At 38.6% G+C, this 21,294-nt stretch carries 21 protein-coding genes and 1 pseudogene; 3 read left to right on the top strand and 19 right to left on the bottom strand.

The window, feature by feature from the left end:
* Positions 1-35 precede the first annotated feature (35 nt).
* From AAFF35_RS22075 to AAFF35_RS22045, 7 genes are all read right to left on the bottom strand, one after another.
* Positions 36-1,202 (bottom strand): NHL repeat-containing protein, encoded by a 1,167-nt coding sequence (locus tag AAFF35_RS22075; protein WP_342328710.1) that lies wholly within the window; start codon positions 1,200-1,202, stop codon positions 36-38.
* A gap of 14 nt (positions 1,203-1,216) precedes the next feature.
* Positions 1,217-2,644: a redoxin domain-containing protein gene (locus tag AAFF35_RS22070; protein ID WP_342328709.1), complete on the bottom strand. Its 1,428-nt coding sequence runs from the start codon at positions 2,642-2,644 to the stop codon at positions 1,217-1,219.
* A complete protein-coding gene (locus AAFF35_RS22065) occupies positions 2,644-3,468 on the bottom strand; it encodes a hypothetical protein (RefSeq protein ID WP_342328708.1) in 825 nt (274 codons plus the stop codon). Before AAFF35_RS22065 ends, AAFF35_RS22070 begins: the two co-directional genes overlap by 1 nt.
* 74 nt (positions 3,469-3,542) lie before the next feature.
* Positions 3,543-4,970: a RagB/SusD family nutrient uptake outer membrane protein gene (locus AAFF35_RS22060; protein WP_342328707.1), complete on the bottom strand. Its 1,428-nt coding sequence runs from the start codon at positions 4,968-4,970 to the stop codon at positions 3,543-3,545.
* Positions 4,971-4,980: 10 nt separating this feature from the next.
* Positions 4,981-8,616 (bottom strand): SusC/RagA family TonB-linked outer membrane protein, encoded by a 3,636-nt coding sequence (locus AAFF35_RS22055; protein WP_342328706.1) that lies wholly within the window; start codon positions 8,614-8,616, stop codon positions 4,981-4,983.
* 224 nt (positions 8,617-8,840) lie between these two features.
* Positions 8,841-9,986 (bottom strand): FecR family protein, encoded by a 1,146-nt coding sequence (locus tag AAFF35_RS22050; RefSeq protein ID WP_342328705.1) that lies wholly within the window; start codon positions 9,984-9,986, stop codon positions 8,841-8,843.
* A gap of 75 nt (positions 9,987-10,061) precedes the next feature.
* The gene (locus tag AAFF35_RS22045) at positions 10,062-10,652 is read right to left on the bottom strand and encodes an RNA polymerase sigma-70 factor (RefSeq protein WP_342328704.1); all 591 of its coding nucleotides are present in this window, start codon (positions 10,650-10,652) and stop codon (positions 10,062-10,064) included.
* A 417-nt stretch (positions 10,653-11,069) separates the two neighbouring features.
* Here AAFF35_RS22045 and AAFF35_RS22040 point away from each other — a divergent pair.
* Positions 11,070-12,267: pseudogene (locus AAFF35_RS22040) on the top strand (IS256 family transposase).
* A 399-nt stretch (positions 12,268-12,666) separates the two neighbouring features.
* Here AAFF35_RS22040 and AAFF35_RS22035 read toward each other — a convergent pair.
* The 10 genes from AAFF35_RS22035 to AAFF35_RS21990 all read right to left on the bottom strand — a co-directional run bounded on the left by AAFF35_RS22035 (position 12,667) and on the right by AAFF35_RS21990 (position 18,256).
* Positions 12,667-12,921 (bottom strand): hypothetical protein, encoded by a 255-nt coding sequence (locus AAFF35_RS22035; RefSeq protein ID WP_342328703.1) that lies wholly within the window; start codon positions 12,919-12,921, stop codon positions 12,667-12,669.
* Positions 12,922-13,092: 171 nt separating this feature from the next.
* A complete protein-coding gene (locus tag AAFF35_RS22030; protein ID WP_342328702.1) occupies positions 13,093-13,344 on the bottom strand; it encodes a hypothetical protein in 252 nt (83 codons plus the stop codon).
* 172 nt (positions 13,345-13,516) lie between these two features.
* Positions 13,517-13,768: a hypothetical protein gene (locus AAFF35_RS22025; RefSeq protein ID WP_342328701.1), complete on the bottom strand. Its 252-nt coding sequence runs from the start codon at positions 13,766-13,768 to the stop codon at positions 13,517-13,519.
* A 161-nt stretch (positions 13,769-13,929) separates the two neighbouring features.
* Positions 13,930-14,181 carry a hypothetical protein gene (locus tag AAFF35_RS22020; protein WP_342328700.1) on the bottom strand — a complete coding sequence of 84 codons (252 nt, stop codon included), beginning with the start codon at positions 14,179-14,181 and terminating at the stop codon, positions 13,930-13,932.
* Positions 14,182-14,880: 699 nt separating this feature from the next.
* Positions 14,881-15,138: a hypothetical protein gene (locus AAFF35_RS22015; protein ID WP_342328699.1), complete on the bottom strand. Its 258-nt coding sequence runs from the start codon at positions 15,136-15,138 to the stop codon at positions 14,881-14,883.
* Between the two features lie 206 nt (positions 15,139-15,344).
* Positions 15,345-16,043, bottom strand: a complete 699-nt coding sequence (locus AAFF35_RS22010; RefSeq protein ID WP_342328697.1) for a glycosyltransferase family 2 protein — start codon at positions 16,041-16,043, stop codon at positions 15,345-15,347.
* 117 nt (positions 16,044-16,160) lie between these two features.
* Positions 16,161-16,415, bottom strand: a complete 255-nt coding sequence (locus tag AAFF35_RS22005; protein WP_342328696.1) for a hypothetical protein — start codon at positions 16,413-16,415, stop codon at positions 16,161-16,163.
* A 19-nt stretch (positions 16,416-16,434) separates the two neighbouring features.
* Entirely contained in the window at positions 16,435-16,740 is a 306-nt protein-coding gene (locus AAFF35_RS22000; protein WP_342328695.1) for a hypothetical protein, read from the bottom strand.
* Positions 16,741-16,750: 10 nt separating this feature from the next.
* Positions 16,751-17,449, bottom strand: a complete 699-nt coding sequence (locus AAFF35_RS21995; protein WP_342328694.1) for a glycosyltransferase family A protein — start codon at positions 17,447-17,449, stop codon at positions 16,751-16,753.
* A gap of 105 nt (positions 17,450-17,554) precedes the next feature.
* Positions 17,555-18,256, bottom strand: a complete 702-nt coding sequence (locus tag AAFF35_RS21990; protein ID WP_342328693.1) for a glycosyltransferase family A protein — start codon at positions 18,254-18,256, stop codon at positions 17,555-17,557.
* A gap of 186 nt (positions 18,257-18,442) precedes the next feature.
* Here AAFF35_RS21990 and AAFF35_RS21985 point away from each other — a divergent pair, with 186 nt between their 5' ends.
* A complete protein-coding gene (locus AAFF35_RS21985) occupies positions 18,443-19,024 on the top strand; it encodes a hypothetical protein (protein WP_342328692.1) in 582 nt (193 codons plus the stop codon).
* A 16-nt stretch (positions 19,025-19,040) separates the two neighbouring features.
* Here the strand turns inward: AAFF35_RS21985 and AAFF35_RS21980 are convergent, their stop codons facing one another.
* Both AAFF35_RS21980 and AAFF35_RS21975 read right to left on the bottom strand, forming a co-directional pair.
* Complete coding sequence (locus AAFF35_RS21980) at positions 19,041-19,754, bottom strand: glycosyltransferase (protein WP_342328690.1); 714 nt, start codon at positions 19,752-19,754, stop codon at positions 19,041-19,043.
* Complete coding sequence (locus tag AAFF35_RS21975) at positions 19,744-20,403, bottom strand: glycosyltransferase family A protein (RefSeq protein ID WP_342328689.1); 660 nt, start codon at positions 20,401-20,403, stop codon at positions 19,744-19,746. The genes AAFF35_RS21980 and AAFF35_RS21975 overlap by 11 nt, the downstream gene beginning before the upstream one ends.
* Before the next feature lie 140 nt (positions 20,404-20,543).
* Between AAFF35_RS21975 and AAFF35_RS21970 the strand changes: the two genes are divergently transcribed.
* Positions 20,544-21,275 carry a hypothetical protein gene (locus AAFF35_RS21970; protein ID WP_342328688.1) on the top strand — a complete coding sequence of 244 codons (732 nt, stop codon included), beginning with the start codon at positions 20,544-20,546 and terminating at the stop codon, positions 21,273-21,275.
* Positions 21,276-21,294 lie beyond the last annotated feature (19 nt).

Here is a 21,294-nt window from a genome sequence, read left to right as displayed (position 1 = left end):
ATTTGGTTTAGGATTTAAAGTCGGTTATTGTAATTTTATTTCCAGCCTTGTGGGTTGTTCCAGTTTTTGCGGGCTATTTCATCAGGTGACTCAGGGATTGGTACCTCGCTGATTTTTCTAAGTCGGTGGCCATCGTTGTCAGTAACAAAAATATTTCCTTCTTTGTCAACAGCAATACCCTGAGGTCTGGTAAAGTAGGCACTAGCTGCCGGTCCATCTTTGTATCGATTTGAGTTCGCATCTAAAATAAGATATTGGCTGCCTGCATGAGTGGATACAATGCCATCCGGAGTAATTTTTCGGACAACATTGTTATCACTGTCTGCTGCGTAAAGATTTCCTTTTTGATCAGTAGCAAGTCCATATACATAATAAAATTTTGATGCAATACCTGCACCGTCGACATAACCAAAACCTCTGTTGTCATCGGGATTACCTGCAAAAAGAGATACTTTTCCCTGAGGGGTAATTTTCCTTATAAACCAGGACTGTCCTACGTATAGGTTTCCTGATGGATCGAAAATTAATGAAACTGGGTTGTACATTGTTGCAGTTTCAAGTGTACCATCCTGAAAATACGAAGCCCCATTACCCACATAGGTGGTTACCACTCCGGCGGGTGTAACTTTTCTTATTCTGTTGTTGTTTAAGTCAGCAACAAATATGTTATTCGATTTGTCTAATGTAAGAGCATATGGATAGTTAAACCTTGCGTCAGTTCCAGTACCATCCATAAAACCATTGGATGTTCCTCCCATACCAGCCAGGGTGCTGACTACTCCTGAAGACGTAATTTTTCTAATACAATTATTACCACTATCTGCGATGTACAGATTTCCACTTCCATCTACAGCGATACCAGTTGGAGAGCTAAATTGGGCACTGATCCCATTGCCATCGGCATAACCTTGCTCGCCACTTCCTGCTACGGTAGTCACAACGCCTTGCTGGGTTATTTTCCGAATTCTGTGATTTCTCTGGTCTGCAAGGTAGATGTTACCTGCTTCATCGATAGCAATTTTTTGAGGGTTACTAAAACTCGCCTGCAACCCGGTTCCATCTCCAAATGTACTCGCCCCGGTACCAGCTAAAGTACTTACCATTCTGTCTGTTGGTCTTTCAATTTCAATCTTTTCAGCTTTTTTACAACTGACTAACGTTATTAGTAGCACCCCTAATAAAGTAATTTTGACTTTTTTCATAATTTTGGTTTGTTTTATAGTTTGTTTTTGTTAATTCCAATTTCTTTTAAGAAACTTCCTTCTGTTTCTGCGAATACAAATTTATCGACAAGGCGTTCTTCTTCTTTTAGGTCAAGGTCATAGGCCTGAAGCGCTTTTCTTATCGAAGCAATATCTGTCCAGGAATGAATATTCAGATCTAGGTCGACTTCATTCTTATAACCAGTTTCATCGAAAACATATGGATTTTGTTCCTGCTCGTTAAGTTTGTAAACTACACTTGTAAGATTTGTGGAACGGAACCGTTGGATGTTCCCTTCTACTTTAAATTGATCTTTATAGTCTGTCAATACAGTTTTGCTCTTCAATTTATCTTTGTCCGTTGTACGGATTAAAACAAGGATTTTCTCTTTCCTTTTTTCCCAGCGAACATCTAAGCCCAGTAAGTAGTTTAGGTTTTTTACAATAGATCTTGAAATTTCAGCTTGTGTTTGCCCGGTATCCGGATTTAATGATTCAAAACAAATTCCATTCTTACGGATCCAGTTGGCCTGGTAATCGGTTTTAAACTCATATTTATATCTTGACCTGTCTGTAACCTGCCACACAATCTGGTTTGGTGTTATGGCTGCACTAGGTCTTACAAGCGTGGTCGGATTTATAATGTTTCTCCAATTCAACTCATACGAAGTGAAAATTGCTTGATTTAAAAAGAAAACCCGGACTTTTTTTTCATTTGGATCTCTTACAACTCCCGAGCCTCCACTAAGTCCTTCAGAATTTACCTGTTCTTTATAACCACTAATTGCAGCATAATTTATAATTGAAGAGGGATTCACCTGAGTTGTGTTTACTTTGAAAAGAGGTTCTTTACTTCCGTCAAATACGTAGAAATCATTCTTTATAGGCCATTTGATCAATTCTCCATTGAGTACTTTCTGAATATTTGTCTTATCTACGTATTGTTCCGTTGTAATGGCAATTACTTTTCCTTGGTATATCCAGGCTTCATGAGGGATGGTCTGATGCCTGAAATAGGAGGAGAAAATTTTGTCTTCAACAACTGAGGATAATCCCAGATTTTTAGTGTTTCTGTTTTTTTTCCAGAAGTTAGTCACTAAAGTTTCTGCTTCGTATGTTACTGGTAAAATTTTAATCTTGTCACCAAAGTGCTTTTGCAAAGAGTCCATTTTTGGCATTGCGGCGATACAACCACTGCAGTAGATTGACCAAAAGTCAATAATCAATAGTTGATCTTTAAATGCAGAGCTTCTCATGCTTCGTTTTGTTCCATTGATAATTACTGGAATCTCAAAGTCAGGAAGTTGGTCTCCGATATTTAAATTTGGCAAACCAGCAATTAAGTCTACTTTACCTGATACATTTAAAGTTTTGTTTTGCTGTGCATACAAATCACCTGTTAAAAGCAATAGGATTACGGATATGATATAAGCTCTTTTCATTATTTTATTGCTTCAGTGATAACGAACATTAATTTTTCCCGGCTTTCTTCTTTCAGGTCCAGGTCATATTTTTGTAGTGCTTTTCTCAGCACAGTGAAATCATGTGTAGTATTAAGGTTAACTCCCAGATTGATATTGATCAGGTCTTTATAGCCAGTCTCATCTAAAAAAGGAGTGGGACCAAACTCATTTAAAGAAGCTCCTATCCAGGCGATATTTACATTTTGATAAATGCCATGAATAGGATCTTTTAATGGAACACCTCCGGAAGCTTTAAATTTTTCAGCGGATGAAGTTCTGACTAGAATCCATGTTTTCACATTTCGCTTTTCCCATCTGGCCCAAACATTGAAAGCTTTTTGAATTTCATTATCCAGAATATACATTCCTTTTAATGCTCCAATCGGCAACAACAGCTCATAGCAGTATCCATTTTTACGTAGCCACTCTATTTCTGATCCATACTTTGGATCATATCTGAATTTAGATGGATCTTTCACTTCAAGTAAGATCTGGCTAGGTTTGATTAACCCATGGGTAAGCATATCCTGAATAGATAGGTTATACATATAAATCCTGCGGGTTCCAGCCTTGTCATCATTGTAGCCTTCGAAATTCACATTAAACTGCCCCTGAACAGGTTTTACACCTTCGCGATATCCAGTTAACGCTGCATAACGCAACAACCCGCTTTCATTGGTCAGTTGTTCATTCTGAAATTTGAATAATGGTTTCTGCGGGTCAAAATTTATTTCGTTTTGCGCATAGATGCAATTGCTTATCGCAACGAACAGAATGGCAGTAATGAAGAATGGTTTTTTCATAGTTTTAGTAAATATTTTAATTAACCCTTCTGACCTGGAAAAGCCAGAAGGGAAAATTTGCTGACAACGGAAATCTATCTTGGATTTTGTGCAATACTGCTATTGTCAATTACATTTTGTGGAATGAGTAACACATACCTTGGATCATTAGCAGGTAAGGTAAAGGTTGTAGTTACGCCATTTTTTGTTATACTCCTGCTCAGGTCTTTCTTGCGTGCATTGTCTTTGTTGAGCCTCCTGAGGTCTGTCCAGCGCAGACCACGCATCAGTAATTCTTTTCTTCTTTCTTCCAGTACTTTTGTTAATGCCTCATCCGCGGTAGCTGCAGTTTGATCTGTATAAGTTCCGGTTACCCACCGATTTACTAAAAGCTTATTCAGGTCTGCCATGGCATTATCCTTATCGCCAGCTCTTGCATAACATTCTGCGCGGGTAATATATAATTCATCAACTGCGAGTCCATTGAATAAAACAGAAGTTCCAAATGTTGGTTCGTAATTTGCGCCAAAGCGAAACGATCCTGCATGAGCACCGGAATTTGGCTTTACAAAAATTATTTTCCTGATGTCGTTCGCATTATAGGAGGCCGCCAGCGCCAGATCTATTTTTGCGGTACTTGTAAATCCTATTCCGGGAGTTAGAATACCAGTCAGAGCGGAAATGGAATGAAATATAACTTCTTTATTGTACCGCTGGAACGGCGAGAAAAAAGCATAGATATTAACCGCGCCACTATTGTAGTTTAACAATTCTCCTTTGATTTGTATGGCCGCATTGGCATTAATTAAGGCCTTTGGATAATCTTCCATAGACAGGTAAGTTCTGGCCAACATAGCATAAGCCGCTGCTTTATTGGGTCTTGTAGCGATACTGGAAGTGGGAGGTAACAAATTAACTGCTTCTGATAAATCTGAGATGATTTGGTTATAGGTATCCTGTACAGTACCTCTGGAAGATTTCTCATTGATATCGGAGGTTAACCGGATAGGAACGCCAGGATCCTGAGCTGCAGTAGCGGCTGAATATGGCTTTGCATACATCTGTGCCACAAACCATAAGGTATAGGCACGATAAAATAAAGCAGAGCCTCTTAAGGTGTTTAATTTCACAGGATCTTCAGTTCCTTCTTTTATTTTTGCAAGCGCTTCTAATACAAGGTTTGCATTACTGGTAATCAGATAAGGCTTTAACCAATTGGCATTAGCCTTTGCGCGAATTGCTGAAGATTGCCAGGAATACAATGCCTGTTCTTCAGAAGTTATGACCGGTTGAGCCTCGGCTAAATAGCTTGCTGCAGAAGTGTAATAGTCATCTGCTGAAATCTCCAGATCCGTCGGGTAGTCGGAGTTCATAACGGTATAGTTGTCTAATAGCAACTGACAATCGTTTGCGGTATTAAGGAATGTCTGGTTGCTGCTTTTTTGAATATCTACATATTTCTGACAGGACAATAGCAATAGGCAAAGCAGAAATATTGGGCTTATTATTTTAAAGGTTCTCATATTCTTTAAATTAGAAATTAGCACTTAAACCAAAACCATACGTACGTGGTATTGGATAGTCATTTACATCCGGATCAATCCCTTCTTTATTAGCTCGCCAAACGATGCCCAGATTAGTAACATTTGCATATATTCTTGGATTTTTCAGGAACCAATTCGTTTTTCTGAAAGCATAGGAAAGATTGATTTCCTGAAAGCGGATATGGTCAGCTTTTAATACATTTATTTCTGAAAAGCGATAGAATAAATCTCTTTCTGTATTTCCTGCAACTGTCATTGAAGGTACGTTTGTGATCTTTTCATCACCAGGGTTTTGCCACCTCCTTGCAAATTCTGCAGCTCCAAGGCTATTGGCACTGAATAAGGGTTCATATTGAATAAGGTCGGATGGAGTTTTTCTAAAATAATACCCAAGCTTATACTGGAAAGCTGCGGTAAGAGAAAAACCAGCATAACTAAATGTATTACGAAGTGCGCCATAATATACAGGTACAGCCGAACCAAAATAATGAAGAGAACTGATTGGGACACCCTGGATTGATTTTACATTTTTCTCATAATCAGGAGCGTAGATGTCGGCAGGAATACTTACTACATTTCCATCTGCATCGTAACCTCTCGGATCTCCGGTCAGGGGATCTAATCCTGCCCAACGGTAAGCAGCGATTCGGGAGAGCTCATAACCCTCGACGTTATCAAAGCCTATAAATTGATTTGCAGTAGGTTTATTTTGAGTAAGGAGTTTCAAAATCTTCACGCGGTTGTAGGTGAAGGTCAGGTTACTGGTCCACCTGAACATTCCGGTTTGAAGGTTGATGGAGTTTAAGGTCACATCAGTTCCCCATGACCGCAGATTGGCAGAGTTATAAATACCTGTAGCATAACCTGTCGTAGGATCTAACGCCGCATCTGTAATCAGATCGGATGTATTTCTTCTGAAATATTCAACACTTCCGGATAACCTATTTCCTCTACTGCCAAAATTTAAACCTAAATTTAGCATTTTGGACCGTTCAGGACGTAATTTTTCGTTGCTAAGGTAATTCGTGTTTGCATAGGGTAACAGATTGCCACCAAATGTTGGTGCCGCAATGGAAGTAAGGATTGGTCTTGATGGAACACTAGCGTTGATGTTACCATTATAACCAAAAGTGGCCCGGAGTTGCAATAATGGTAACCATTCCAGGGTATAAAATTTCTCATGTGCTAAATTCCAAAGCCCACCTACTGAAATATAAGGGGCACCACCTCTGTTTGTTGATGGTCCGGAGATACTGCTGAGATCTTTTCTGATGCTGGCCGACAATGTATAGCGGCTATCATAAGTATATGCTGCATTTGAAGAGAAACTCAGGGTTCTGGTTTTATAATCCAACAGGTTACCTGGAATAAAAGGTATCGTTGAACTGCCAAGTCCGGATTCGGGATCATTAAATAACCTGACGAATTCCATTCCAAAAGGAACTGAGTTATTAGTTTTTAAGGTTTTCGGGTCATAACCGTAAAATTGCTGAACCCTATCCAAAGAATAATATTGTCCAATATCAAATGCCGCAAAAGCGTTCAGCTGATGCTTCTCATTCCATATTTTATCTGCAGTTAACTGTCCCCTCAAGGTTTGAGTATTTCGTTTTACAAGCTCAGGGCTATAGATTCCGCCGAGAGGAATTAGTTTTTTTAAGGGTGCCGGCAATCCGTATGGAGGATCTACATAGTCTTCTCTGGTGGTGAAGATGTTGGTTATTTCCCTGGTATACAGTGAATTTTGACCTCTTAATTCTGTGTTTTCGTCCTGACCATAGGTATATCCATAAGTAAGTGCGGCTGCGAAAACCGGACTGATCTGATAGCTTGCATTTAAGTTGAGGTTGAGATTTCTATTGGCCACTTTGTAATATCCTTGCTTCATGTCGTCTAAAGGCCTGAAGCTCATATCAAGAATTTTATCGCCATAGTGGTCGGCCAAAAGCTGAAGGTATTTTGGGCGATAAGTCCTCGGGATAACGAGGGGATTGCCTGCGTCATCTGCAAGCTGGGCATATGGATTAAATCCCGTGTTGAAGCTGCTGGTAACTAATTGGTTACCACCAGCCTGGTTGGTGCTTTGCGATTCGTTATAACTTAGAATTGCCTGAACAGATAAGTTCTTGATCGGTTTTACAGATGCAGAGTAACTAAAATTATAACGGTCTCCGCTAGCGGGAACGGTATTTTCTCTGGTTCGGCTATATCCTCCTGATAATCGGTAGGCATATTTTTCTGAGCCGCCATCTAATGAAAGCGTGTAATTCTGAACCAATGTTGGACGTAAAAAATATTTATTCAGATCATTACGAACGTCATTATCACGCAGGTCATCCAATTTTGCTTTAGCCTGAGCATCTGTGATGGTACCCAAACGCTGATCATTGATGATCTCTTCCACCGGCGAAAGGAAAGGTTGAGGTGTATAAAGATCGGTAGGATCTGCTACCGGAGTAGGATGGAAATAGTTATATTTTTGAATTTGTGCATCCACAAAATCTGAAGTGCTCATATATTTTTTATAAAACAGATCGATTTTATCGCTGACATTTACGTTGGTGTTAAAAGACACCGTAACAGGTCTATTATAACTTCCTTGTTTTGTTTTAATCACAATTACGCCATTTGCAGCTCTGGATCCCCAGATCGAAGCCGCCGCCGCGTCTTTCAGGATATTAATGCTTTCGACATCATCGGGGTTGATCTGATCAATGCTGTAGGGAGAGGGGATTCCATCAATTACGACCAGAACCTGTCCGCTATTCAAACTTAATTCTGCACCAAAGCCAGGTGCCATTAATGTATTTTTGCCCCTTATCGTTAAGGCAACCAGCGGAGACCTACGGAAACCGCTTGAAAGATTAGCGTTTCCATTGATGGGATTATTAAAATCTAAACTTGCAGTAATGCCTTCCAGCCTTTTAACTAAATTTGAATTGTTGCTATGCTGCAACTGTTCTTTGGTAACGATCTCAAAAGAGCCCGTTGCGCGTTCTTTAGGAATGTCCTGATAGCCAGTACTGACAATGCTTACTTCACCGAGTTCATTTTGTCCCGGATTAAGTACTACGGAAATGCTGTTATCTGAATTTAATCCACTGAGACTAATTTCTTTTTTTACGTACCCAATAAAGGAAATTTCAAGTGCCCCTTTTTTATGGGCAAGAATTGAAAAATTCCCATTCATATCGGTCTTGGTAATCCTTTTACCTCCTTTTACCTTTATGGTTGCCCCAGGCATAGGATGGCCCATTTCATCCGAAATTTTACCTTTAAAAATGACAGAGTCTTGTGGGAGAAAGTTGTTGCTTTTTTGGCTTAACGCACGCTTTTTTTCTTTAAATACGATGATTTTATCACTGATGGTATAGTCAAAACTCTGGTTAGCAAAACATATTTTTAATACGTCATCGATTGTCGCATTTTTAATATTTATAGTTACGGGTTTTGCTTTTTCCAGAAGATCAAGGTCTCCAAAGAAATCATAGCCGCTTTGGACTCTGATCTCTTTAAAAATTTTGACCAGAGAAGCATTTTTTTCTGAAAGGGTGATTCTTTGTGCTTCAGCTGCAGTACCAATTTGCAGGAATACTGTAGTCATTAAAACAATAATAAGTTTCATAACGCACAGAAATTTGATCATACAGGCAGTTGGCCTGTATGAAAATTTAGCGAAAAATTTCATACATTTGTTTAGTTTGGGTTTTTCGCAGGGACGTCTTTCTTGTCTATGAGCTTATCGTGCCCTGCGTCGGTTATTTGGTTCTTTTACTTAATAATAAAATCCATTTTCGGCCGGAAGTGTTTCAGCACTTTCGGCTTTTTGAATTTTTCATAAGGTATACGTTAGTTCATAGCAATAATCCTCCTTCCTTTGATTTCGAATTTAATTTTCCCAGTTGATTCTAACATTTTTAGAACTGCTGATATGTTCTTGGATCGGGAAACAGTACCCCAATACCTGGTATGATTCGAATAATTTTGATAACTAACTTCAACATCATACCATCTCGCGATTGATCTCATAATGCTTTGCAGGTCTTCCCCATTGAAAATAAACTCATCATTCTTCCAGGCGATGTTTTTTTCAATATCTGCCTTAGAAACCGCAATCTGATCTTCCCCCTTCTCCGTAAAAGCTTCCTGTCCGGGCCTCATAATTTTACTGGATTTTTGATTATGGATTCTAATCTTTCCTTCTAACAAAGTAGTTTGAGTTTTCTGTTCTTCAGGATATGCCAATATGTTGAAATGAGTTCCCAGCACTTCTACTACCTGATGTTCGGTATGAACACGGAATGGTTTAGAACGATCTTTGGCGACTTCAAAAAAGGCTTCTCCAATGAGTTTGACTTGCCTTTCTTTACCTGTGAATGCCGTAGGATAAGTCAATCTGCTCGATGAATTTAGCCATACTTTAGTTCCGTCAGGCAGTGTTAATTGATATTGGCCCCCCCGGGGTGTTTCCAGTATATTTAAGTCTTTATGTCCCCTGGCCCCCGGTATGTTTTCATAAATAAGTCTTCCCCCTGCCTTTGTCCTGATACTGGCATTGCTTTGGAGAATAACTGCCTGTTGACTTTTTTCATTTAGTCTGATCTTTTTTCCATCATTAAGCGTTAGTATAGCTTTATATCCACCTGGAAGAATGTCTTGAAAATCAGATTTTCTCGTAGACGCTTGCGGGATAGGATTGCTTCGTTCCAGATAAAAAAGGCTGATGACCGAAATTGCTAAAAGAATGGAGGCCGTAATGGCAATACGTTGCCATAACCTGATTGTTCGCTGTGTTTTATTTCTGGAATAAATATGGCCTTCGAGTTTATTTGCCATCCGGATGTTGACCAGCGATATGTTTTCTTTTGAAGGGACATAAGTGCTTTCTGACAGGTCCTTAATGTGCCAGCTTTCTACAATAGCCTTTTCCTCCTCAGAACAGGCTTTACGAGAGTATTTATAAACGAGGTCTTCAGGAAAATATTTCTTGATCATCTATTACTTTAAAACTTTTGGTATAAGTACATGTAAGTTATAAAGCGCCTTAGGCCCAGAAGAAAATGAAAAAAATTATTTATTGATAAGCAGTAGAAGAAAAGTGAAGAAGCCGAGTTTCCCCCGGAGGATTTTTAAGGCGTTGCTGATTTGATTTTTAACCGTTTTTTCAGAAATATTTAATTTTTCTGCGATCTCTTTACGGGATAGGTTTTGTTTCCTGCTAAGCTCAAATACCTCCCGCATTTTATCAGGCAATGCCAGAATCTCTTTTTCTATTAGCTGACTGAATTCTTTTTCCCGAATGTAATTGTCTGTAATGTATTCTCCTTCATCGAGGAAATTTTGAAAAGAACTGGTATAATCTTTTCTGACTTTTTTGTGATCCAGGAGATTAAAGAACTTATACCTTACTGCACTATATAAATAGGAAGATATACTTGATCTTAAAATAATTGTTGTTCTTTTATCCCATAGATAAATGAAGACTTCTTGGACAATGTCCTCGGCTTCCTCTTTATCTGTGGTTATTTTACAAGCATACACATACAATAATGCCTGAAAACGGTGATATATTTCAATGAATGCTTTATGATCTCCTGAAATGAGCAGTTTCGTCAATTCAAAATCAGTTAGTGAATGATAAGCATACTTTTCAGAGTACATGATCGAATTTATTATTATTGTTTGATGAAGTTACGTATTATCATTATAATAGTGGTTGTTTTTTCAAAAGATGAACTGTCAAATGCGTTTTTTTGACAAATTATCACTTAATCGTTTTTAGATGAACAGGAAATAATAAAATTTACTTAAAACAACTTATAGTGGAGAATCGTTTTAATTCTGTATGTCCAGGGTATGCTGTATAAGATGAAAGAAATTAGGGATTAGGATCCCTTAAATAAACAAAACGTTTTTTGCCGGTACCCCATCGGTTGTGGTACCTGATTGCCGAGTGCATACACAATATAATAAATCATTGTCCAATCAAATGCGGTAGGGATTGAGACTGTAAAGTGAACTGTGTCAACTCTAGCAAGATAGAGTTAAAATAAGTAATTTAGTATGACTTAGGACACAATGAAAAGTAAAGAACCATTTGATTTTGATCGCTTCAAAGCAGAAGCAATGGAAAGCCTTTATCAAGGCAAAAATATGGGTGGCACCGACGGTGTGTTTGCCCCAATGTTAAAGCACCTGTTGGAATCTATGCTCGAAGGAGAGCTGGATAACCACCTCCAGGAGAGCAAAGGCAGCGATGATCCCAACCGGCGTAATGGGAAGACCCGTAAGACCGTACGGAGCCTTCAGTCGGGTGAATTTGAGTTAGAGGGTACCCGTGATCGTAACGGGACTTTCGAGCCTAAGATCGTTCCCAAGCGCCAGTTGATTATTACAGCGGAATTGGAGGATAACGTGATCGCAATGTATGCTCGTGGGATGAGCACCCGTAATATTTCTGATTATGTAAAGGAAATGTACGCGATGGACATTTCTGCAGCCGAGATCTCCAGCATAACAGACAAGATTATCCCTGCGATGAACGAATGGCGAAACCGGCTACTGGAAGCAGTGTATCCCTTTGTATTTCTGGATTGTATGCATTATAAAGTTCGGGATAACGGTGGTGTTGAATCCCGTGCTGTTTACAATATGCTGGGTATAAACCACGATGGAAAGAAGGAATTGATCGGCGTCTATCTTTCAGAAAATTAAGGAACTAAGTTCTGGTTTTCTGTACTGATGGATTTGAAACAGCGTGACGTAGAGGATATCCTGGTTGCTTGTATTGACGGCTTAAAAGGCCTTCCGGAGGCTATAGAAGCCGTATTTCCTAAAACGCAGATTCAGTTATGCATTGTCCACCAGATCCGCACCAGCCTTCGCTATGTGCCTGAAAAAGACAAGAAAGCTGTTGTTGCTGACCTTAAACCTGTTTATAAAGCCAATAATCAAGAACAAGGCTACGAGAAACTACTGGAGTTTGATGATAAGTGGGGTAAAAAATATCCCCTGTCTGTAAAGGGCTGGATGGAGAACTGGACGAATTTATCTACGTATTTTGAATATTCTCCAGAAATCAGAAAAGTGATCTATACCACCAATGCCATTGAAGCAATGCATAGACAAATCCGTAAAATAACCAAGACCAAAGGGCGCATTTACATCGGACCAATCGCTGCTAAAACTGGTGTATCTGTCTTATAGGGACTTTTCTAAAAAATGGACGATGCCGATGCGGAACTGGGGCTTGGCAATGTCTCAACTCTATAATTAAATTTGGAGAGAGATTAAAAGCCTTCGGCGACTTCTTCCTTGGCGGAGGCTGAAGGGCCTCCACCAAGGAAGAAGTGATGTTGACACAGTTCAGTTTACACTCCCTAGGGAGCATCAGTTTGATTCAGATAAACAGCGCAGATTTGTGTACTTTGAGTAAAAGTCGGTTTAACGAAAGTAATTCTGTAGCTCATTGAGAGCGTTGGGGCTCCAATACCAACATATGTATACCAATTTCCCATAATATATGTTGCTTTTATGAATCAAAAAGTGCCAAAAACTTTAAATAATGTCTACTCTATTTAGAGTTTTTAGCTTCCTTTTATAATATTTTTCATTACGCTTTTTCAAAAAATCTTTGAGGTAGACAGATATATTAATTTTCTTCCAATGATTCAAGTTAAGACACAGGCCCTCTTAAATAAACGAAGCGCTTAACACCAACTCCGATAGGCTGTGCTGTTTGAGTTGCAAGTGCATTTGCGATATATAGCTCTACTAAAGTTATTGCAGATGGGAGATCTGCCGTATCATTAAGATAAATCGCACATACATTTATACCTAAATTACAAGAAGGTTTAACTGACGTTTTTCTATAATTATTACGATCATATACTCCATCACAACAACCACCGAAACTGTACCAATTTGCCATAATATAAGATGTTTTTATAGATCAAAAAACAACAAAAACTTTAATAATGCTTACTCTGTCCAGGGTTTTCAGCATCGCCCTTTCAAATACAATGAACTAATGATATGGTTCATTAATAAATTCCTGGGAATTGATAATTCCCAGGAATAGTTTTAGACGACTGGTTTCGACTTAAGAAATAGGACCTCTTAAGTAAACAAAACGTTTCACACCTGCTCCGGTTGGCTGAGAGGTCTGAGTTGCCAGCGCATTTGCAATGTAAGTAGTTACACCATCAAATGCACTTGGGATCGCATCAGTTTGATTCAAATAAATAGTACAGATTTGCACTCCTAAATTACAACTAGGTTTAACACTGCTTAACCTGTAACTTGTAGAGAGAGTAGGATCTCCAACGCCTGTATAGGCATACCAATTTGCCATAATATATGATGTTTTTATAAATCAAAAAGCATCAAAAACTTTGATTAATGCTTACTCTGTCCAGGGTTTTCAGCATCGCCCTTTCAAATACAATGAACTAATGATATGGTTCATTAATAAATTCCTGGGAATTGATAATTCCCAGGAATAGTTTTAGACGACTGGTTTCGACTTAAGAAATAGGACCTCTTAAGTAAACAAAACGTTTCACACCTGCTCCGGTTGGCTGAGAGGTCTGAGTTGCCAGCGCATTTGCAATGTAAGTACTTACACCATCAAATGCACTTGGGATCGCATCAGTTTGATTCAAATAAATAGTACAGATTTGCACTCCTAAATTACAACTAGGTTTAACACTGCTTAACCTGTAACTTGTAGAGAGAGTAGGATCTCCAACGCCTGTATAGGCATACCAATTTGCCATAATATATGATGTTTTTATAGATCAAAAAACAACAAAAACTTTGATTAACGCTTACTCTGTTTAGGGTTTTCGGCCTTCCCCTTTTTTACCCGTCAAGACAGGCATTTACCATAAGTCGACTTTTACAGTAAATATTTTTAATATCTTTTTGGAATTGTTAATTATCCACAACTGCATTTTAGATAAACAAAACGTTTGATTCCTCCTCCGGTTGGTTGAGAGGTTAGCGTTACCAGGGCGTTTGCAATATAGGTAGCTACACCATTAAAAGCGTTTGGAACAAGTTCGTTTTGATTCAGATAAATAGCACAGATTTGCACGCCTAAATTACAAACAGGTTTAACAGTGCTTAATCTGTAACTTGTCGCGAGTGTTGGATCTCCATTTCCTGTATAAGAATACCAATTAGCCATAATATAGAATGCTTTTATAAATCAAAAAGCAGTGAAAACTTTAATTATTGCCTACTCTATGGTTTTCGGCTTTTCCCACAACGATTGTTTTTTATAACAGTACTAAATTACAAATAAGTTCCTCTGCTTTTTAGGGCCATATGCCCCAATCTCAAAAAGTTTTAAGGATAAATAGCATACATTTATTATCTGTTTATTTTTTTAGTGATGAAAATAACTAGGTTCCAATCGTTAGCAACAGCCTTTTAAATATACTGTTTTCATCACTCCAATTCCGGTCGGCTGTGGTGTTTGAGTGAGTAAGGCATTTGCAATATTTGTAGCCTGTGCGTCCACGAGTGCTTGTGGAGGAGGATCTAACGTACTAGTTAAAAAAATCGCACAAATTTGTGGTCCAGTTAAACAGGAGGGGGGTGCTACCGCAAGAGTGTAGCTAGTTGCCAATCTGGGGTCCCCAAATACATAAGTATACCAAGCCATAATAATAGGATGCTTTTATAGATCAAAAAACAATAAAAACTTTAATTATTGCCTACTTTTTTTAGGGTTTTCGGCCTTTCCCTCAATAATTTTCTTTATTAATTTATAGCACTAAATTATGTATGAATTGTGTTTTAATGCCATATGTCTCAATTTTAAATGGTTTGTCGAATAAATGAGAGATGTAAATGACGAATCTTTTTGAGTCTGTTCTAATCATTAACAATTACATTTCAAATATACAAAGCGTTTAACGCCTACACCTAGTGGTTGAGAAACTAGTGATAAAAGTGCATTTGCAAGGTAAGTCTGCATCGGTGATCCCGCGTCAAATGAAGTTGGAATAGCAACGCTCTGATCAAGATAAATCGCACATATTTTTGTCCCGGTAACGCAGGATGGTTTGTTTGCAGATAACATGTAATTTAAGGGGGATCCCGGAGATCCACTGCCGTTAAACGCATACCAATTGGCCATAATATAAAATGTTTTTATAGATCAAAAAACAATAAAAACTTTAATTATTGCCTACTTTTTTTTAGGGTTTTCGGCCTTTCCCTCAATGATTTCTCTAATAACTTATAGTACTAAATTACACATAAGATGCGGCGTTTTCTAGGGCCAAATGTCTCATATTAAAAGAGTTTTTAGAATTAATTTGCAGCTCTGAAGAAGGATTAAAACTAATTTAAATACTCCAGTAAGCCTAGGATATGCTCACTGTCATCCCCTGTAATCAATTCGCTTTTAGAAAGAAAAACTTCAAAATGTTCGTAATTCCAGGTATTGTTTCCATGATATACGTAAACATATAGAAAGGGGACATTATCAATTTTAAACAATAGATTTTTGGTAGACAGAAAATGGACTACATGCGAATCTTCTGCGATATTGGCGTTTTTGTATTGATTTTGTAAAAGAATCACCTTCCTGCATAAAATTGTCCCTTCCCATGCATAGGGGAAGGAGAGGTAAACCTGTTTGGTAGTAGTATCGTATAATAAAATACGGGTTAATATGCTCGCCTGATAGCCCTGACCTCTTTCCTGTATGCTGTTAAATTGGAAGGATAGTCGACTGGAATGGTACCAGTCGTCGTCATCCCAGATGCATACATATTCTCCCCGGCACTTTATAACTGCCTGATTTCTCGCATTCCCCAATGACTCCGTATCCTCTCGCTCTATTGGTAAAATCTTAAGATCTGAATTTTGATATTCTTCGATGACTTTCGTTGTTGAATTGTCCATTTTCGGATAAGAAATGACCAGTTCTTTATTGGGGTAATTTTGAGATTCGAAGCAGTCGATAGCTTTTTGCAATAACTCAGGTCTGTTGTTCGTAACACAGATACAAGAGATAAGAGGATAATTTGAGGTCATAATTACGATTTTAAAGATGTCATATTGCTGCGATTGAGCAGCTCATTTAAAGTAAATTACTGAACAAACCACTTTCCTGTCGTTTTGCTCAGTATAATTGGTGATGCCAGAATCGAATCACCTGAGGTATACAAATTTCTTTGAACCAAAAGGCTTTTCCGGTTGAATTCTACCGGTGGCCAAAGCTTTCTTAATGTATTGCTGCATATTTGCTGAAAGTGGTTCGACAGGCCTGAAATCTTCACCAGTGGCATAGATGGCACATATATTCTCGCCACAGATGCAATTATGTTTAAGTGTTATTTTTACATAACTTGAGCATAAGGTTGGGTCTCCTCCCATCCCCATGTATGCATACCATGATCTATTCATAATAGTTTTGTATTTTAAGTTAGTGTTCTGAATTATTTTCTATACTTCCTGCTGCGGGGAACTCAGACATCCTGACTTCCAATGGCACGGGAGGGAAAATAGAAACCGGTTGTCCTTTGCCTTTTGCAAGTGCACGGATGATGTAAAAAAGTAACCCGGGAGTACCTTCAATATCTGGTTTTCGTTCAGGGTCATTTGGAATTTCGTCTGCAAAAATGGCACATAAATAAGGGCCGTTAGCGGAAGCAGGTGCCTGCTCTAGTAATTGATAACTGTTAGGATCACAGATGTCCAGTTCGTTGTTAATAAATTGATACCATGGCATAGGATAAGGGTTAATTTTCTGGCCTACTCTGTTCAGGGTTTTCGGCTTTCCCCTCATGACGTACATTCATCCATTGTACGGCATGTTTTTTATGTCTCGGATCTTCAAAAGGTTTCAATGTAGTATTACTCGCATGTAGCGTAGCTATAAAACCATCTGTATAATCATGTGCAAAAATGCTGGCTCCGGTATTCCAGATATAATCATAATCTTCTCCAATCTGAAGATCCTTAAATGGATGTTGCTGCCAGAAACTTTTTCGATAGACCATGGTTGCTCCCGATAACCAGGGGTGTTCCCCTTCTGTATCTGCGTATTTCCAGAATTTGCCTACGAGGGGAGAAAAAAAAGTAATGGTGTTTAACCCACAAATGTCTGCTTTTGATTCTTCTATAGCTTTCAGTTGGTGATCGATCCAGTCGGGTGCATACCAGTCATCATCGTCCCAGTGCATGATAATTTCACCTTTAGCAAGGTTGCAGGCATAGTTCCTTTTGATACCAATACTTCCTAAGGGCTCGGTATAGAAATACCTGATTCGGTGATGGTCTGGAACAAGTTGTTTCACAGATAGTTTTCCGTCATCAACAATAATCAGTTCGGCATTCCTGAAATCCTGGCTTAGAAAACATTCGATGGCTAAAGGAATGAATTTTTGTCTGTTGGCAGTAGGCATAATACAGGATACAAGCGGTTGTTCCATCATCATCTGGGTTTGTTTTTATTGAACCTGAGGTTCATAATCTGATCAGGTCTTAAGGATAAAATTATAGAAAATATCTCCTCTGAAATAGGGTCAAATGTCCCAAAATCATTAGTTTAAATAGTATTCCAGTTGGATGACATCTTGAACGGTTTCATTAATGTCTTCCATAATTTCTCCATCCTTACAATAGGAATTAAACAGTTTCTGATCCTTATCTTTCGTTCCATAGCCTATGTAGATGTAAAGATGTGAGGCTTCAGTAAAATGAAATAAAAAGTTCTTATAGGAGAGGAAATGAATGATGCCACTGTCATCTTCTCTTTCTATATCTATGTAAGCTGCTTCCAGTAAGGTTTTTCTTTCACAAAACAGCGTCTCCTGCCATTCCCAATAAGCAGAATGATAGGTTTTCTGTTGATGAAAATCATACAGTAAAATATGCATGAGGATACTTGCCTTAAAAGGACTGTCTTTAATGACGATGTACTGATCTGACAGTCTGTTCACATGGTGCCAGTGTTCGTCGTTCCAAAAGCAGACATAGTCGCCATTACAGATTTCTATAGCATTGTTTTTTGTCAGGCATGGCTTTTCATACTGAGGCCTGACGATCCTGATGATTTTGATAGCGGAAACGGAATTGATCTGGTCTATGATGGTTTTACTCAATAGATCTTCTTCGGGATAAGAAATAACCAACTCTGTATTGGGATAATCTTGTCTGGCGAAACAGATGATTGCACGTTGTAATACCAATGGCCGGTTGCCGGTAATGCAAATACAGGAGATCAATGGATGCTTATAGTTCATAGCAGATTTATTTTGTTGACAGGGAGATTTATTAACCTAATTTACTGTTAAACCCAGGACCCTTATAGGGTCAAATGACCCATAATTGCTATAGGATTCTTATTGCATCAGGGTTTTGTTAATTTGGCTTGACGAGCTTGGCAATAATAGATCGTATAGATGTAATCCCGATTAAAATTGTTTAGAATGAAAATAACAACGCTGATTGATAAACATGAAATGTTGCGTTTATGGGCTATAGGAGAGATTTATGTCGATCTTTTGAATCCAGAAAACAGGGAGACTGCTCTGAAGCATCTGAGCTTACTTAATGCGAAGGATCTCATTTCAGAAAGAAAAGGAATTGAGCAGATTTTAAAAAAACATCACTGGTCCTTAATCGACTTTATACCGGAAGATACCATATGGTATAAAGCGATTCTGGAGCTGAATAAACCTGAGTTTTATAAGCTGAATAACTTACCTGTGGATGACCTTGGAAAGATTACCAATAATACTTTTCGTGTGGCCTATGCGGCAAATATCATCAGGATTAAACCTGACTTGAACCGACGCATTTCAGGAATTATCGACGCAATGAAAAAAGGGGAAGTGCAGTTTTCAGGAATTACTTTGCTGGCCAGCGAAGTAAATGGGCCCTATACAATTTTAGAAGGAAACGGCCGGTTGATTAGCTTGTACAATTTGGAATTCATCGAAAAACTAAAAGTCTGTGCTGAAAGACAGATAGAAGTAGTCCTTGGATTATCTGATGCTGAAATCGCCTGAATAATGAGGCGGAGGATTAGAGAAGATAATTATCAAGACTGGTCAATTCAATGATATTCTGGTTGACAGATTCTTCCAGAGAGGCATTGTTTTTGAAATGAATATCCAATTGATGTGTTTCCAATATATTGAGTCCATGGAAGATGTAAACATATAAATAAGGATCATTTACAATTGGAAATAACTTGCCCGAGGCCGATAGTGCCTTAAGAATGGTCTCAGCTTCCCCATTTTCTTTTTCAAGATAAGGATGTTCGGGCAGTATTTCTTTTGCACAAAGCAATGTCCCTTCCCAAAGCCGGAAATCCGAAATACAAGACTTTTGATCTTTAAAATGATAAATGACAATATTCGTGTAAATACAGGCTTTGAATTCAGAATCTCTGATTGCTTCATATTGAGCACTGATCCTATGGTTGCTGTACCAGTCGTCATCATCCCAGATACAGATAAATTCTCCGCTGGCGGCCATTATCGCATGGTTTCTGGAGGCGCCCAAATTTTCATTTTTCGGTCGTTCTATAGCGAGAATTTTAATATCTGAAATGAAGATGACCTGGTCAATTACCCGCTTTGTTAACAGGTCACCTTCGGGATAAGAAATCACGAGTTCTTTCTTTGGGTAAACTTGTCTTTCAAAGCAAGTAATTGCTCTTTGCAGCAACAACGGCCTGTTCTTGGTGATGCAGAGGCAGGAAATCAGCGGCATTTCTTGCGCATCACTTGGCATCCTTAGCCGGCTCTTTCCAGGTTGTCCCTGTCTTCTTATGTTTGATGTCTTCCACAGGTTTAATACTGGTGTTGTGTGCATGAAGGATTGCGACAAAACCATTTGGGTAATCAAGCGCAAAAGTTTTAGCACCCGTATTCCATACAAAATCATAATCTTCACCCACCTGAATGTCTATAAAGGGATGTTCCTGCCAGAAGGATTTACGATAAGCCATGGTTGCTCCACATAACCACGGTTGTTCCATATCAGTATCCTCATACATCCAGCGTTTATTTACGGAGGGTGAATAGAAAATAACCTGATTTAATCCGGTAATGTCTGCTCCGGAGCTGGACAAAGCCTCCACCTGTTTACTGACCCAGTCTGCAGCATACCAGTCATCATCATCCCAATGCATGATGATTTCACCTTGTGCCTTCTCGCAGGCATGGTTTCGTTTCACGCCAATAGTTCCGAGAGGTTCCGAATAAAAGTAACGAATTTTCGGATTATCGGGAATCAGACGCGCAGCGGATTCAAGTCCGTCATCAATGATGACAAGTTCTGCGTTGGGATAATCCTGCTCTAAAAAGTAGTTAATAGCGAGGGGAATAAATTTTTGCCTGTTGGCAGTAGGCATAATACAGCTAACCAGAGGTAGATTCATAATTGTTAAGTTTTACCCTAAAATTAGATAAAACAGACATAAGCAAATAGGGCCAAATGTCCCAAAATCCAGGTGGCCTATAGATCATTTTTTTTTCTTTGTAAATTGTGAAAAACGAATGCTATATCCTTAAATGTAAAATGAACAGTATAAAAAAGCGCATAGAAATTGACGTTATTATTTTGAGTTATGCCCAGAATTCTGATCTAAAAGCAATTACAGAGAATTGCCTCAACTCATTAATGGATTCAGAAGATCCCGAAGTTATTCAGTTCAATATAATTGTGATTGAATCGGAAAAGAAAATGAAACCTACTCAATATTCATACGGTTTGACGGTGTATCCCGAACAGGAATTTGGTTATCATACTTATATGAATATAGGTTTAGGCCTCAGCTCAGCACCTTTTGTTTGTTTATGTAACAATGATCTGATCTTTCATTCAGGATGGGCTACAGCACTGCTAAAAGCATTTTTACAGGATCCTGATTTGAGTAGTGCCTCTCCGGTTTGCTCTTTCCATCATCCCACGATGGGATTTCAACTTAACAGTGGAATATATCCCGGCTATCGTGTCCGATATGAAATTTCGGGATGGTGCCTTTTTCTGAAAAGAGATGTATTCAGAATTACAGGGAAGCTGGATGAAAGTTTTAAGTTCTGGTGTGCAGATAATGATTATGCAAACACACTTTCTGTATTGAATTTAAAACATGCATTGGTGAGCTCTTCCATTGTGGATCACCTGGAAACACAAACTTTCAACGAACAAAGTGAGGATCGACAAAATGAACTGATGGCAAAAATGGATTTCTATTATGAGAAAAAATGGTATCACAGGTTTGGCGAAGGCTGGATGTTACTAGACTGATAATTCTCATCAGGACCTG

Origin of the sequence: Pedobacter sp. FW305-3-2-15-E-R2A2 (assembly GCF_038446955.1) — a bacterium.
Classification (GTDB): Bacteria; Bacteroidota; Bacteroidia; order Sphingobacteriales; family Sphingobacteriaceae; genus Pedobacter.
This window is presented reverse-complemented; position numbering and strand designations above follow the sequence as displayed.